Source organism: Lutimonas vermicola (assembly GCF_038433205.1).
GTDB lineage: Bacteria > Bacteroidota > Bacteroidia > Flavobacteriales > Flavobacteriaceae > Lutimonas > Lutimonas vermicola.
Window position 1 is genome coordinate 1,268,871 of sequence record NZ_JBCDNA010000001.1, and the last position, 13,424, is coordinate 1,282,294.

Here is a 13,424-nt window from a genome sequence, read left to right on the forward strand (position 1 = left end):
TTTAAAGGATCAGTCTTTGAAACGACTCACCAATCTGCCCAGAAAGTTAAAACTGCTTTCCAAATCAAATTTAAACGTGTCATTTTCCTTTTTCTGTGCCAACTGATTAATTGCTAAATCAGTTAATTGTAAAATTCTTGGATACCCGCCGGTTGTCGGACAATCTCTCATCATGATAATTAATTTTCCACTGGGCGTTAATTGAACAGTGCCAGGAATAATGGCAGAAGTAATTATTTCTGAATCCTTTATGGGCGGAAACTTATTCTTTAACCGATATCCCATCCTGTTGTTAAGTTTGTCAATTTTAAACTGTTTCGAAAAAAGCAACTCACGATGTTTCTTGGTGAGGCGGTTAAATTCCGGACCTTTGGTCACTTCGAGTTTCTTGAGGTTGAAATGTGAGCTTTTTACCTTAATCTTCGAAGAAGTTACTTCAAGGTTTGCATCATAACTAGCAATTTTCAACCTTTCTCCTTTAATGATTTTATTTTTTGAGGTAATGCCGTCATAATATGAATAACTATTCATTATTTTTTCCGTCTGAAATCCTCCCTTAACCCCGAGATAAGTTCGAACACCCGCTTTAAGAGCACCAAAACTTAAAACGTCACTCGTTTTCACCTCATACACATAATTCATTTCGATAGGTGTTCCATTGAGTTCAGGAGACATATCAGCGCCTGTCAATACAATAAGAGAGTGGTCTTCGAACATCATTTTAGGTCCGACAAGAGTGATCTCCATTACAGGTAATTTTTCATCGTTATTGAGGAGCTTATTGGCAAGGATAGCACTGTATTTGTCCATGGCACCTGCTATGGGTACGCCAAACGACCTGTAGCCTTTCCTTCCAAGATCCTGTATGGAACAATGCATCCCTTCTGATAATATCAAAATATTGTTATCCATACATCTCGCTTTCTATTTCATAACTGCCTGCCTCCACTTCTTTCATGATTTCCGCATGCGTTAATGTATCTATAGGAATGAATTTTAATTTATCCCCAGAAACCGCGAAACAAGGCGGGAATTCATCCTTGTTAAAAAAATTTAGGGGGGAATTCCCAATAACATTCCAGCCGCCCGGACTCACTCTGGGATATATCCCGGTTTGATTTCCTGCCACGGCCACATCACCCTTATTGACCTTTATCCTGGGATTGGCTTTTCGGGGATATTCCAATTCCGGTACCAAGCCCCCGAGGTATAAAAATCCCGGTAAAAACCCTATAAAATATACATCATACAGAGGTTTACTATGAAGTTCAATAATTTTCTTCTTGGTCATTTTTTTAGACTTAGCCATCTTTTCCAGATCAATACCATATTCATCGTCATAACAAACCGGTATTTTCCAAATTTTATTTGCAGTTAAAAGTTTCTGATCCTTAGAGGTATATATCTCTTTAAGGTCAGTAACTACAGATGAATACTTGATCTTAGTTGTATCGAAAAAAACGGCAAGAGAATTATAGGCAGGAGTCATTTCTAATATATACTCCCCCATATCAGCCCGGATTTTGTGCCTGAACAGATTGATATTTTTTAAAATATCGGTATGTATCATTTTAGGCCACGAAACGAGAACAGCTATACTTCCCAACGGCTTATATGTTAATTTATATAAATTCAATTTTTTTTTATTTTAATATCACGCAACTCCTTTAGAATTTCCAATGCTTCGGGATGGTCTCCATGAACACATATCGTATCAAAATCAATATTCAACTCATGACGGGTACTGGTGATCACTGATTTTTCGTTTATCATTCTATACACTCTTTTCTTAATTTCTTTTGGGTCGTTAATCACCGCGTTCGGAACTGACCTTGGCAATAACTGTAAGCGATCATCATAATTTCTGTCTGCAAAAACTTCAACCCAGTGCCTTATCCCTTTCCTCCTGACCTCCTCCTCCAACATGGATCCGTACGGAACGAATATACAAAGATCTTCTTTGAAAAAATTAACTGCTTCAATCAAAATATTTGCCATTTCTCTTGAATGAGCTGTCTCATGGTATAAAGCTCCATGTGCTTTTACATGATATAATTTCATCCCTTCTGCCTTGGCAAGTTCATTCAATGAAGCTATTTGATGAATCAATTGAGATTTCAGCGCATTCAAAGGTACACGTAATACAACTCTTCCAAAGTTCTCCTTATCCTCAAAAGAGGGATGGGCCCCTGCCTTCACCCCATACCGCTTCGCAAGCCTCAGAGTTTCCAACATTGATTGCTTGTCTCCGGCATGGCCGCCACAAGCTATATTGCAAGAATCGACTTTAGCCATAAGTTCGGCGTCATTTGTCATTCCTTCACCCAAATCACAATTGATATCCATAAAATAATTTCAACAACAATTCCTATCCAATCGTTTCAGCAAATACCTAGTCGAAGATAAGAAATCTCAAAATATTTCTAACCAATTGATTTATTCATTTAACATCTGTTAATTCCTCAATCCCACCAACAGATAATTCTTGAATGTAAACGTGAATTATCGTAAGAAAAATAAAAGGAAAAATAAGTTTGGTCATCATAGGTTGGTTTTGCTAAACCTATAAAAATAAGGCAACAAATTCAATTTCATTTAAATTTCTAATGTCGTTTTTTAGTTTATTTTTGCCCTATGGTTACATCCGATCAAATAAAAGACATTATTGAACGCATAGATAATTTGAAAGATTATCTCGACATAGATAAGAAACTCATAGAAATTTCTAATGAGGAAGAAAAGGCATCTGATCCTGATTTTTGGAACAATTCAAAAGAGGCAGAACGTGTCATGAGAATCCTGAGAGGAAAGAAAAAGTGGGTCGAAGACTACAACCAGTTAAAATCATACGGGGAAGACCTGAATGTTCTTTATGATTTTTTTAAAGAAGATGAAGCTTCTGAGCAGGACGTGAACGACCAATACGACAAAACGATGAATTTACTCGAGTCGCTGGAGTTCAAGAATATGTTGTCGGAAGAAGGCGATAGCTTAAGTGCAGTGCTTCAGATTACTGCAGGAGCCGGAGGAACAGAAAGTTGTGACTGGGCCCAGATGCTTATGCGCATGTATATGATGTGGAGCGAAAAACAAGGGTTTAAGATTAAAGAACTGAACTATCAGGAAGGTGACGTTGCCGGGATAAAAACAGTAACCCTGGAAATTGATGGAGAATATGCCTTTGGTTATCTCAAAGGAGAAAACGGAGTCCACAGGCTTGTCAGGATCTCTCCATTTGACAGTAATGCAAAACGCCATACCTCGTTTGCCTCTGTTTATGTATATCCCTTGGCCGATGACACTATCGAAATTGAGATCAATCCAGCAGATATCACCTGGGACTTTGCCAGATCGGGCGGCGCCGGCGGGCAAAATGTCAATAAAGTTGAAACCAAGGCTATTTTGAGGCATAAACCCTCTGGTATCATGGTAGTAAACTCAGAAACACGCTCCCAACTTGAAAACAGGGAAAAGGCGATGCAGATGCTAAAATCACAACTTTACGAGATCGAACTTCAAAAACAGCGTGAAAAAAGAGACAGTATCGAAGCAGGTAAAATGAAAATTGACTTTGGGTCTCAAATTCGGAATTATGTGATGCATCCTTACAAATTGGTCAAAGATGTCCGTACCCAGGAAGAAACGGCTAATGTAGATGCGGTAATGAATGGTGACATTGACAATTTTATCAAGGCTTTTTTAATGATAAATTCTGACAAGGCCAACTCTAAAAACGAGCTTTGAACATGAAAATGCCTAAAATAGAAGCAGTAATATTTGATCTTGGAGGCGTTCTTGTTGACTGGAATCCTGAATATTTATATGCAAAAATCTTCAAGAATGATGCGAAAAAGATGACATGGTTTCTCAATACAGTTTGTACCCCTGCCTGGAACATGGAGCAGGACGCCGGCAGAACCTTTGAAGAAGGCATTGAAATTTTGACGACAGCGTACCCGGAATACGAACCGGAGATCAGGTCATTTTTTGAGAGGTGGGAAGAAATGATCAAAAGTGAAAATCAGGATACAGTTGTGATTTTAAAATCATTAAGTGAATTGAACAAAGTAAAACTTTATGCTTTAACAAATTGGAGTTCGGAGACTTTTCCCATCGCCCAACGCAGGTTTGACTTTCTGAAACGCTTCGAAGGCATCGTGGTATCGGGAGAGGAAAAAACCCGAAAACCCTTTTCAAAAATTTATGAAATTACCCTTGACAGATATGGACTAAAAGCTGAAAATTGTCTTTTTATAGACGACAGCTTTGAGAATATAGAAGCAGCAAAACTACTGGGATTCAATACAGTACACTTTACAAATGCTTTGCAATTAAACATGGATTTAAAAGAATTTGGGCTTATTTAGACAAGCTCTTCCTTTGTATATACACTATTGCTAAAATCTTGATTCTCATAATTCGGGGCTTTAAGACCTCGGTTAATTCTGCGTTTATTTTATTGTTATATCTCATGAAAAAACAAGCGTCCGAACCCGTGAAAATCAAAGAAAAACAAGCAAAAATGATCATTTTACAACTATAGACAATATTTATAGCTATAATCTATAAATTTATATATCAGTATAATATGAAGCTTATTTGAAGTTTTAAATTAGTATGTTTATGATTTTCTGAAAAATTAGTTTTAGCGCTCATTTTACCATGATGAAGAGCAAAAACCCTTATAAAAAAAATAAAATTTTTACTGTTTAGCATACAAATCCGAAAGACCTTACATCAAGATTATATTGCTATTAGTCGATCACTTTTATCCTTCTGTCTAGATATATTTTCTTCTCTTATTATAATTTTTAGTTTAGCTTTATCAAATGCAAATCTTAAAATAACTTCTATGCCTCTTTTAATCGTTGTTCTTGGAATCATCTTATTATTCGTTTTGATTGCCGTAGTTAAGCTCAACGCATTTCTGTCTTTTGTGATTGTTTGCCTGCTTGTTGGATTTTTTCAGGGTATGGAACTGAACAGCATTATAGAATCCATTCAAACCGGCATCGGGAATACCCTTGGTTTTCTTGTTTTAATTCTGGGCCTGGGTGCCATGCTGGGAAAATTAGTTGCCGACAGCGGCGCAGCTCAACGAATCACCACCAAACTTGTTGACAGTTTTGGAATTAAATACATTCAATGGGCAGTTGTTTTAGCCGGGTTTATAGTCGGGATACCGATGTTCTATACCGTAGGTTTTGTCATTCTGATTCCATTAGTTTTCACTGTTGCAGCTGCAACGAATCTTCCGCTCATCTATGTGGGGCTGCCCATGCTTACATCGTTGTCTGTAACACACGGGTTTTTACCTCCTCATCCGGCTCCGACAGCTATTGCAGGAATGTTTGATGCCAGTATTGGCAAAACGATGCTCTATGGCATCATCGTGGCAGTTCCTGCGATAATAATCGCAGGGCCCCTATTCTCAAGAACGATAAAAAAAGTAGTGGCCACCCCTTTACCCGAGTTTTACAATCCGGTAATTTTAACTGATGAGGAGATGCCAAAAATGGGCGTTAGCGTCTTGACGGCCCTTTTACCAGTGATTCTCATTGGTCTTTCAACCCTTCTTGATTATGCATTACCCACTGAATTCCCTTTGAGAAACTTCCTTATTTTTATAGGAAATCCCGTTATGGCTATGCTGATATCAGTGTTGGTAGCCATTTATACATTGGGCTTGTCCAGAGGAAGAAAAATGACCGAGGTCATGAGTTCCGTAGCCACTTCAATTGCCAGTATCACCATGGTTTTACTGATCATTGCAGGCGCGGGTGCCCTTAAACAGATCCTTGTAGACAGTGGTGTTAGCGATTATTTAGGGACTCTTTTAAAAGGTTTCAGCATTTCTCCACTCCTTCTGGGTTGGTTGATAGCCACGGTCCTGAGAGTCTGCATAGGCTCGGCAACAGTAGCGGGCCTCACTGCTGCCGGTATTGTACTCCCCCTGGTATCAGGAACAGGAGTAAAACCGGAACTGATGGTACTGGCCATCGGATCAGGAAGCTTAATGCTTTCTCACGTCAACGATGGCGGGTTTTGGCTTTTTAAAGAATATTTCAATTTATCTGTAAAAGAAACACTGTCTACCTGGACGGTTATGGAAACAATGGTAGGTGTCATCGGTATTACAGGTGTCCTTATTTTAAATCTAATTGTATAAATCTAAACATTTTATGAGCAAATTAGTATCTGAACGAATTAAAGAACTGAATTTACAATTTCCTCCGGCACCTAAACCTGCCGGGGTTTACCGCCCGCTATTGGTCATAGACAAGTTTTTATATGTCTCCGGGCAAGCTCCCGTCAATTTTGACGGCTCTTTGATGCAGGGCCGCGTAGGAGACACCCTGGATACCGAACAAGGGAAACTGGCTGCGAGACAGGTTGGGCTTACAATGCTTTCAACCATACGCACGCATTTTGGAGATATCGACAAGGTAAAAAGAGTGGTAAAAGTGCTTGGCATGGTCAATTGCACGCCTGATTTTCAGCGCCAGCCTCTGGTAATGAATGGCTTCAGCGAGTTAATGGCAGAGGTATTCGGCAATGAATTTGGAATAGGTGCGAGAAGTGCCGTAGGAATGATGCTTCCCGATGGGATCCCAGTCGAAGTGGAAGCCATGTTTGAACTTTACTAAATCACTTATGAGAAATTCCAAATGGTATGAATTAAGCGACAACAGCAAGGTTATAAGTCCTTCATTACTTGTTTACCCTCAAAGGATACAGCAAAATGCAGAACTTATGTTGCATATCGCTAAGAACCCCGAACGCCTTCGACCTCATATCAAAACCCATAAGATGGTTGAAATTATTCAACTGCAACTAGAGCTGGGTATTTCCAAATTCAAATGCGCTACTCTCTCAGAGGCCGAAATTTTGGCCAAGGCAGGAGCAAAAGATGTGCTCCTGGCGATGCAACCTGTATCAGTACAACTGGAAAAATTTACCGAGCTTATAGTCAAATACCCCCGAACGGGTTTTTCAACCCTGGTTGACAGTATGGCAGCCAGAAATGCTTTTGAAGAAGTAGCTTTGGCAAAAGATATGATGATCGCTCTTTGGCTGGATATCAATAATGGCATGAACAGAACAGGCATAATTCCGGGAGAAGAAGCTAAGAATCTTTATATATCGCTTAAAAATTGCCCTTCACTTGATGTAAAAGGCCTTCATGTTTATGACGGGCATATTCATGATTCCGATCCAATATTGAGAGCCCGGAACTGTGATCAAGACTATCAGGCTGTACTAAACTTACAAAGGGATCTTGAATTGCAGGGGCATGCAATCCCTGTGGTTATTGCCGGAGGAACCCCTACTTTTCCTATTCATGAGAAAAGAAAAAACGTAGAATTAAGCCCGGGAACGCCAATGCTGTGGGATGAAGGATATGGCAGGAATTATACCGATCTTGCTTTTCTTCCAGCAGCGGTTCTGCTAACCAGAATCATCAGCAAACCGGATAAAAACCTGCTGTGTTTTGATCTGGGCCATAAATCTGTGGCATCTGAAATGACACTTCCGAGAGTTAAATTTTTAGGAAATCACGACTTCCTGCAAGTCTCACAGAGCGAAGAGCACCTTGTGGTAAAGTGCAGGAATAGCCATCTTTATGATCTTGGCCAAGCCCTGTATGCAGTTCCAGTTCATATTTGCCCAACGGTTTCCAAATATCCTGAAGCGCTTACTGTTGAAAATCATGTAATAACCGGGACATGGACCGTGGCTGCCAGAGACCACACTTTAAATGAATACTAAATCAGAATTGATGAAACCGATTGTAATAATGCTGCTAGCAATCTTTTTGCTGCCTTCCTGTTCCGACAATAACGAGGAAACTAAACATTTAAAACCCAAAATCATAAATCCAATAGAAGGCTCATGGAAACTCGTTTATGCCCACATCCTTGAAAAAGACTCCTTGCAGGTCAAAGACCTTAGCAAAACTGATTTTATAAAAATCATCAACGCTACTCATTTTGCTTTTTTCAATCAGGAAGAAGGCACGAGTGAAAATTTCATGGCGGGAGGCGGTTCCTATACTTTTAATGGATCCGACTATGCAGAGACTCTTGAATTTATAAATGCCCCTGATTACAGAGGGCATGTATTCCCATTCAAAGCAGAGATCAAAGGGGATTCCCTCATTCAGCAAGGCCATGAAAAATTAGAAGCGGCCGGCTTAGACCGGTATATCCTTGAAAAATATGTTAGAATTAAATCTAAAAATTAAATTATGCTGATTTTTGATGCTCATTTAGACCTGTCAATGAACGCCCTGGAATGGAACCGCGACCTGCGCTGGCCAATCAAAGAAATCAGGGAAAGTGAACAGGGAATGAACGATAAACCCGATCGTGGAAACAACACGGTTTCATTCGACGAAATGAGAAAGGGTCATATTGGTTTGTGTGTAGCTACTCAAATAGGGAGATACGTCAAAAAAGAGAGCACGCTTCCGGGTTGGCATTCTCCGGAGCAGGCATGGGCCCAAACCCAGGGTCAGTTGGCCTGGTACAAAGAAATGGAAAGAGCAGGTGAAATGAGGTCAATTTGTAATCTCAATGACTTGGAGAGTCATCTGGATCTGTGGAAAAACCCTAAGCCTGATAGCCCAATAGGATATATTTTAAGTCTTGAGGGGGCTGATTCCATAGTCAGGCCTGATTATTTGGAACATGCATGGGAGAATGGATTACGCGCAATCGGTCCGGCTCATTACGGCCCTGGAACCTATGCGCATGGAACGGATTCGGTAGGAGGAATCGGTCAAAAAGGGCGTGAATTATTAAAAAAAATAACTGATCTGGGGCTAATTCTTGACGCTACACACCTTTGTGATCAAAGTTTCTGGGAGACCATGAAAATATACGAGGGACCTGTTTGGGCCAGCCATAACAATTGCAGAACCTTCGTAGATCACAACCGTCAATTTTCTGATGAACAAATACGTGAACTCGTTCAAAGAAAAGCCGTGATTGGGATAGCCCTTGACGCCTGGATGATGGTTCCTAAATGGGTAAGAGGTAAGTCAACCCCAATAGATATGGGAGTCACGCTTGATCAGATGATTGATAATATTGATCATATTTGCCAGTTGGCAGGCAACTCAGAACACGTTGGTATAGGAACCGACCTTGATGGGGCTTTTGGCAAAGAACAATGCCCTTCAGATCTTGATACGATTGCCGATCTTCAAAAAATCCCCGCTAAATTGAAGAAGAGAGGCTATTCACAAACAGATATTGAAAATATCACGTCCGGAAATTTTATTTCCTTTCTAAAAAGAACCTGGAAATAAGCCTGTTTCATATTCTTCGAAAGACTCAATTTTATTAAGATTCATTAAGAATAAAAAATCATAAATTTTATCTAAATTTTAGTTAAATCCTTTATGGTTTTGCCAAGAATTCTATACATTTGGATTGACAAAATTCTTTTACAAAACCATAATTATTTCAAAATTTGTTTCGTATGAAAAAAATAGTATTTGTTTTGACCTTAGGTATATTTTTAATCACAGGAAGTTGTCAAAAAGAGCTTCGTGTTAAAAAATCAAAAATCAAATTAGACAGGAGAGTGTTGATGTTGGACGGTGAGGCATTTACAGGTGTTGCCTATGAAAATTACTCGAACGGATCGCTTAAAAGTGAGTGGAACGTTTTAAAAGGCAAAGAAAATGGTTTCAGTACCACCTATTATTCCAACGGCCAGATGGATGAAAAAGTGATTTGGAAGGATGGTATAAAAGAAGGCCCGTATGAAAAATATTACGAAAACGGACAATTACAGATTAAGGCCCAGTATTTGTCAGATCAAAAAGATGGCTACTTTGAAACCTTTTACAAAAATGGCAATCCATGGAGGAAAGGTTACTATGACAAAGGGCTTCTTGAAGGCAGTATAGAAGAATATTATGAAAACGGCCAGCTAAAGTCATCTATCACATGGAAAGATTCCAAAAAAGAAGGGCCTTATGAAGAATATTATGAAAATGGCCAGCTTAAAACCATCGGGTATTTTAAAAATGACAGGAAGGATGGAACTTTTGAAGCCTATTCCGAAACAGGTGAATTAATAGAGAAAGCCAGTTTCGAGAACGGAAGACCAATTTAATCGGTTACGATAATCTGAATTGCGACCCCTGATAAGCCACAAAATTTTAGGGAGCAAGAAAGAAACTTCTAATAAAAAGACGCTACCCTTAACCGGTAGCGTTTTTCTTTTTTTAGAGATTGTATCGAATCTAATCCAACCTTGGCTTTTGAACTGCTTTACCTGCCCCCTCTTATGATGCCTGGCTCATGTTTCTTTTTAGGGAATTTCTCACATACTTGTGAACTTATTTACTTTATGTTTCATGAACCAATACCCAAAGATACCTTTCGTTAATGACATACATGACGACACATCATGTCATAACCTAAGCAAGTCATGTTTTCTTACATACAACGATGCATATTAAAGATACTTATCCAAAGAAACAGGACCTTCTAAAATAGTTTTTATAATACCATTTGCCGGCCCATCTTCGCTGTCCTGGTGCCATTTAACCAGTGAAATATGAAAATCATTTATTTCTATACCTATAATAGATTCAGGATGAACGCAACTGCCGTCATTGAACAAAGGAATATCTCCCGGGTCTGGAAAACGCGGGCGATGCGTATGTCCACATACTATCATTTGCTGATTATTGTTAACAATCCATTGGTTTAGTTTTCTTTCAACTTTAATGAGACTCTTGTAATTTTTTGCGGGACTTGTCGGGTCATTTATTCCAAACCATTTTTGCACATACTTCCAAAAATATCGCACAAAGAACCTGTTGAACTTCCAATGCCGATAATTCATATAATCGGCCTGATGCCCATGAATGGCAAAAATTGTTCTGCGATTATTTTCAAACTCCAGCAGTAAGCTTTCATGGTATTCGAGATCAAAAAACGCTTCTTTATGCACAATGTTCTTTGGCGTAAAAAAAGTGCGCAACACTCTTTCAACTGTAATTGGATCTCTAAATTCCATGTCGTGATTTCCCCATATAAGCTAGAGTCGCTTTTGAGCCTGAAATTTTTCAAGAAGTTCAAAAATGGGTTTATATGTTTCAAAAATAGGTTTGAAAGAATTATTTTCCCAAAGCTCTATCCCATCACCCAATTCTATATAGGTAAAACCCTGATCGAAATAGGTTTTTAAGGCGTATTTATAAATTTTAATGTTATGCCGGAAATCATCCGCATAGCTATTGTCACCCTTGTGTAGATCGCTAAAAAAAATGATTTTAGCTTCTCTTGAAAGTATTACTTTTTTAGCCTTTTTAAAGGCTTTGTCAAGAATTGAACTGACCATGCGAAAAATAAAGGTTTAAATTACTATATTTTAACTTACAATTCAGCACAGCGGTATCCGATCAGCTTCATCCAATAATGCCTGTCTAAGCAAATGGATTAAACTAGTTTGTAAATTTCTTATATTTACGAAAACCGCTCGGTACTCTTAAATGCTTTTTTTACAAATTATAAAAATCACATATATCAGCATAAAAAATGTTCAATTAATACCCGTACAAAAATGAAAAATATTGAGAAGGAAGATTTGAACCAGGAGGTTTTTGACCTTTACGATGATTACGCCCATAACAAAATTCAAAGACGCGACTTTGTAAAAAAATTGTCCGTCTATGCCGTAGGTGGTTTAACAGTTTCTTCACTCATGGGTTTTTTGATGCCCGATTATATCAGTTCAGTTCAGGTTCAACCTGATGATCCAAGGCTTGAATCCGGCTATATCAATTATGAATCGGCCAAAGGCGGAGGAAATATCAAGGCATTAGTATCAAAACCTGCTAAAACAAAGGGTAAACTAGGCGGTATCGTGGTAGTTCATGAAAACAGAGGGTTAAATTCTTATATCGAAGACACGGCAAGGATTGCCGCACTTGAAGGGTTTCTTACCATAGCGCCCGATGCATTGACCCCGCTTGGCGGTTATCCCGGAAATGATGATGAGGGAAGGGAATTACAAAGGAAAAGGGACAGAAATGAAATGCTGGAAGATTTTATAGCTGCTTATGACTATTTAAAAGTGCATCCGGATTGTAATGGCAAAATTGGTGTTGTCGGTTTTTGCTTCGGAGGGTGGATTTCTAATATGATGGCTGTCAAATTACCTGGCTTATCTGCGGCAGTTCCATTTTACGGAGGACAGCCCAAAGAGGACATCGATAAGATCAAAGCTCCTCTGATACTTCAATATGCAGGTTTAGACAAAAGGATTAACGAAGGCTGGCCGGCTTATGAAACGGCTCTGAAATCATCTAATATTGAATATACAGCCTATGTGTACCCTGAGGTTAATCATGGGTTTCACAATAACACCACCCCAAGGTACAATAAAGAAGCCGCTGAACTCGCATGGAAAAGAACAATTGATTTTTTCAGGGAGAAACTGAAATAAATAACATCCCTTGAAAATAACATATAAGAACGTTTTATAATGAAAAATTACCCCGCCGGATTAGTACTTGTTTTCTTGATACTTCTCAGTTGTACAGAATCAAACCAGCACCAAAAAGAATCTATTCTGCCCAAAACAGAGCAAATTGAATCATTCAAAATTATTGATCTGTCTCATGATTATTCCAAGGAAACCATTTATTGGGTTACAGCCAAGCAATTTGAGCTTGATACGGTTTACATGGGAGAAACAGAACAGGGGTTTTATTATTCAGCAAACAATTTCAGCACGGCAGAACACGGAGGCACGCATATAGACGCTCCGATTCATTTTGCAAAAGGAGGACAGACAGTTGATGAAATTCCATTGGAAAAATTGATTGGGCCAGCCATTAAAATAGATGTGTCTGAGAAAGCGATTCAAGATGTTGACTATTTGATCGGTATTGAGGATTTTGTGAATTGGGAAGCACAGCAGCAAATGACCATCCCTGAAGGATCTATCGTTCTTTTACAAACAGGCCATTCAACGTATTATCCGCTTAAAGAAAAGTATCTGGGAACCGATCAACGGGGAGCTGAAGCCATTGCCCTGCTGCATTTTCCGGGATTATCTGCCGAAGCAGCAAGCTGGCTGGTTGAAAAACGGAATATCAACGCCATTGGCATCGACACCCCGAGTATTGACTACGGGCAATCACAGGATTTTAAAAGTCATGTCATCCTTCTCTCGAAAAACATACCTGCTTTTGAAAACCTGACCCACCTCGATCAATTACCAAACAAAGATTTTGAAGTCATAGCCCTTCCCATGAAAATAAAGGGTGGCAGTGGCGCTCCCCTTCGGATTGTGGCGATGTTAAAAGAGTGAATAAAAAGACCTTTTATACATATCGAACTGTATTCAACTAAAAAAGTATCAGTTAGAAAAATGCAAGGTTATGCGCACATATA

Annotated in this window: 15 protein-coding genes; 10 read left to right on the forward strand and 5 right to left on the reverse strand. The window is 39.0% G+C overall.

Going from position 1 to position 13,424, the window contains the following annotated elements; translation table 11 throughout:
- Nucleotides 1-9 precede the first annotated feature (9 nt).
- From AABB81_RS05675 to pxpA, 3 genes are read right to left on the reverse strand one after another with little or no spacing between them, the layout of a single operon-like run.
- Nucleotides 10-912: a 5-oxoprolinase subunit C family protein gene (locus AABB81_RS05675; protein WP_342159194.1), complete on the reverse strand. Its 903-nt coding sequence runs from the start codon at nt 910-912 to the stop codon at nt 10-12.
- Complete coding sequence (gene pxpB, locus AABB81_RS05680) at nt 905-1,636, reverse strand: 5-oxoprolinase subunit PxpB (protein ID WP_342159195.1); 732 nt, start codon at nt 1,634-1,636, stop codon at nt 905-907. Before pxpB ends, AABB81_RS05675 begins: the two co-directional genes overlap by 8 nt.
- Entirely contained in the window at nt 1,633-2,346 is a 714-nt protein-coding gene (gene pxpA, locus AABB81_RS05685) for a 5-oxoprolinase subunit PxpA (protein WP_342159196.1), read from the reverse strand. Before pxpA ends, pxpB begins: the two co-directional genes overlap by 4 nt.
- A 288-nt stretch (nt 2,347-2,634) precedes the next feature.
- Here pxpA and prfB point away from each other — a divergent pair, with 288 nt between their 5' ends.
- The 8 genes from prfB to AABB81_RS05725 all read left to right on the forward strand — a co-directional run bounded on the left by prfB (nt 2,635) and on the right by AABB81_RS05725 (nt 10,128).
- A complete protein-coding gene (gene prfB / locus AABB81_RS05690; RefSeq protein ID WP_342159197.1) occupies nt 2,635-3,744 on the forward strand; it encodes a peptide chain release factor 2 in 1,110 nt (369 codons plus the stop codon).
- A gap of 2 nt (nt 3,745-3,746) precedes the next feature.
- Nucleotides 3,747-4,367: an HAD family hydrolase gene (locus AABB81_RS05695; RefSeq protein WP_342159198.1), complete on the forward strand. Its 621-nt coding sequence runs from the start codon at nt 3,747-3,749 to the stop codon at nt 4,365-4,367.
- Between the two features lie 485 nt (nt 4,368-4,852).
- Complete coding sequence (locus AABB81_RS05700) at nt 4,853-6,169, forward strand: gluconate:H+ symporter (protein WP_342159200.1); 1,317 nt, start codon at nt 4,853-4,855, stop codon at nt 6,167-6,169.
- A gap of 13 nt (nt 6,170-6,182) precedes the next feature.
- Complete coding sequence (locus AABB81_RS05705; protein ID WP_342159202.1) at nt 6,183-6,647, forward strand: RidA family protein; 465 nt, start codon at nt 6,183-6,185, stop codon at nt 6,645-6,647.
- Between the two features lie 7 nt (nt 6,648-6,654).
- Nucleotides 6,655-7,770 (forward strand): D-TA family PLP-dependent enzyme, encoded by a 1,116-nt coding sequence (locus AABB81_RS05710; protein ID WP_342159203.1) that lies wholly within the window; start codon nt 6,655-6,657, stop codon nt 7,768-7,770.
- A 10-nt stretch (nt 7,771-7,780) separates the two neighbouring features.
- Nucleotides 7,781-8,245, forward strand: coding sequence for a hypothetical protein (locus tag AABB81_RS05715; RefSeq protein WP_342159204.1), 465 nt, complete (start codon nt 7,781-7,783; stop codon nt 8,243-8,245).
- 3 nt (nt 8,246-8,248) lie between these two features.
- Nucleotides 8,249-9,313 (forward strand): dipeptidase, encoded by a 1,065-nt coding sequence (locus AABB81_RS05720; RefSeq protein WP_342159205.1) that lies wholly within the window; start codon nt 8,249-8,251, stop codon nt 9,311-9,313.
- Nucleotides 9,314-9,486: 173 nt separating this feature from the next.
- Nucleotides 9,487-10,128, forward strand: coding sequence for a toxin-antitoxin system YwqK family antitoxin (locus AABB81_RS05725; RefSeq protein ID WP_342159206.1), 642 nt, complete (start codon nt 9,487-9,489; stop codon nt 10,126-10,128).
- Between the two features lie 345 nt (nt 10,129-10,473).
- Here AABB81_RS05725 and AABB81_RS05730 read toward each other — a convergent pair whose 3' ends face one another.
- Both AABB81_RS05730 and AABB81_RS05735 read right to left on the reverse strand, forming a co-directional pair.
- Entirely contained in the window at nt 10,474-11,040 is a 567-nt protein-coding gene (locus AABB81_RS05730; RefSeq protein WP_342159207.1) for a metallophosphoesterase family protein, read from the reverse strand.
- A gap of 21 nt (nt 11,041-11,061) precedes the next feature.
- Entirely contained in the window at nt 11,062-11,364 is a 303-nt protein-coding gene (locus AABB81_RS05735; RefSeq protein WP_342159208.1) for a hypothetical protein, read from the reverse strand.
- Between the two features lie 222 nt (nt 11,365-11,586).
- Between AABB81_RS05735 and AABB81_RS05740 the strand changes: the two genes are divergently transcribed.
- On the forward strand, nt 11,587-12,471 hold the full coding sequence (locus AABB81_RS05740; RefSeq protein ID WP_342159209.1) for a dienelactone hydrolase family protein: 885 nt from the start codon (nt 11,587-11,589) through the stop codon (nt 12,469-12,471).
- A gap of 39 nt (nt 12,472-12,510) precedes the next feature.
- Nucleotides 12,511-13,341 (forward strand): cyclase family protein, encoded by an 831-nt coding sequence (locus AABB81_RS05745; RefSeq protein ID WP_342159211.1) that lies wholly within the window; start codon nt 12,511-12,513, stop codon nt 13,339-13,341.
- The last annotated feature ends 83 nt before the right edge of the window (nt 13,342-13,424 follow it).

What these genes read in the sequence shown, in the direction of transcription:
- AABB81_RS05720 (WP_342159205.1), top strand. Translation starts at nt 8,249, where the DNA reads ATGCTGATTTTTGATGCTCATTTAGACCTGTCAATGAACGCCCTGGAA.
- prfB (WP_342159197.1), top strand. Translation starts at nt 2,635, where the DNA reads ATGGTTACATCCGATCAAATAAAAGACATTATTGAACGCATAGATAAT.
- AABB81_RS05745 (WP_342159211.1), top strand. Translation starts at nt 12,511, where the DNA reads ATGAAAAATTACCCCGCCGGATTAGTACTTGTTTTCTTGATACTTCTC.
- AABB81_RS05730 (WP_342159207.1), bottom strand. Translation starts at nt 11,040, where the DNA reads ATGGAATTTAGAGATCCAATTACAGTTGAAAGAGTGTTGCGCACTTTT.
- AABB81_RS05700 (WP_342159200.1), top strand. Translation starts at nt 4,853, where the DNA reads ATGCCTCTTTTAATCGTTGTTCTTGGAATCATCTTATTATTCGTTTTG.
- pxpA (WP_342159196.1), bottom strand. Translation starts at nt 2,346, where the DNA reads ATGGATATCAATTGTGATTTGGGTGAAGGAATGACAAATGACGCCGAA.
- AABB81_RS05715 (WP_342159204.1), top strand. Translation starts at nt 7,781, where the DNA reads ATGAAACCGATTGTAATAATGCTGCTAGCAATCTTTTTGCTGCCTTCC.
- AABB81_RS05695 (WP_342159198.1), top strand. Translation starts at nt 3,747, where the DNA reads ATGAAAATGCCTAAAATAGAAGCAGTAATATTTGATCTTGGAGGCGTT.
- AABB81_RS05735 (WP_342159208.1), bottom strand. Translation starts at nt 11,364, where the DNA reads ATGGTCAGTTCAATTCTTGACAAAGCCTTTAAAAAGGCTAAAAAAGTA.
- AABB81_RS05705 (WP_342159202.1), top strand. Translation starts at nt 6,183, where the DNA reads ATGAGCAAATTAGTATCTGAACGAATTAAAGAACTGAATTTACAATTT.
- AABB81_RS05710 (WP_342159203.1), top strand. Translation starts at nt 6,655, where the DNA reads ATGAGAAATTCCAAATGGTATGAATTAAGCGACAACAGCAAGGTTATA.
- AABB81_RS05675 (WP_342159194.1), bottom strand. Translation starts at nt 912, where the DNA reads ATGGATAACAATATTTTGATATTATCAGAAGGGATGCATTGTTCCATA.
- AABB81_RS05740 (WP_342159209.1), top strand. Translation starts at nt 11,587, where the DNA reads ATGAAAAATATTGAGAAGGAAGATTTGAACCAGGAGGTTTTTGACCTT.
- AABB81_RS05725 (WP_342159206.1), top strand. Translation starts at nt 9,487, where the DNA reads ATGAAAAAAATAGTATTTGTTTTGACCTTAGGTATATTTTTAATCACA.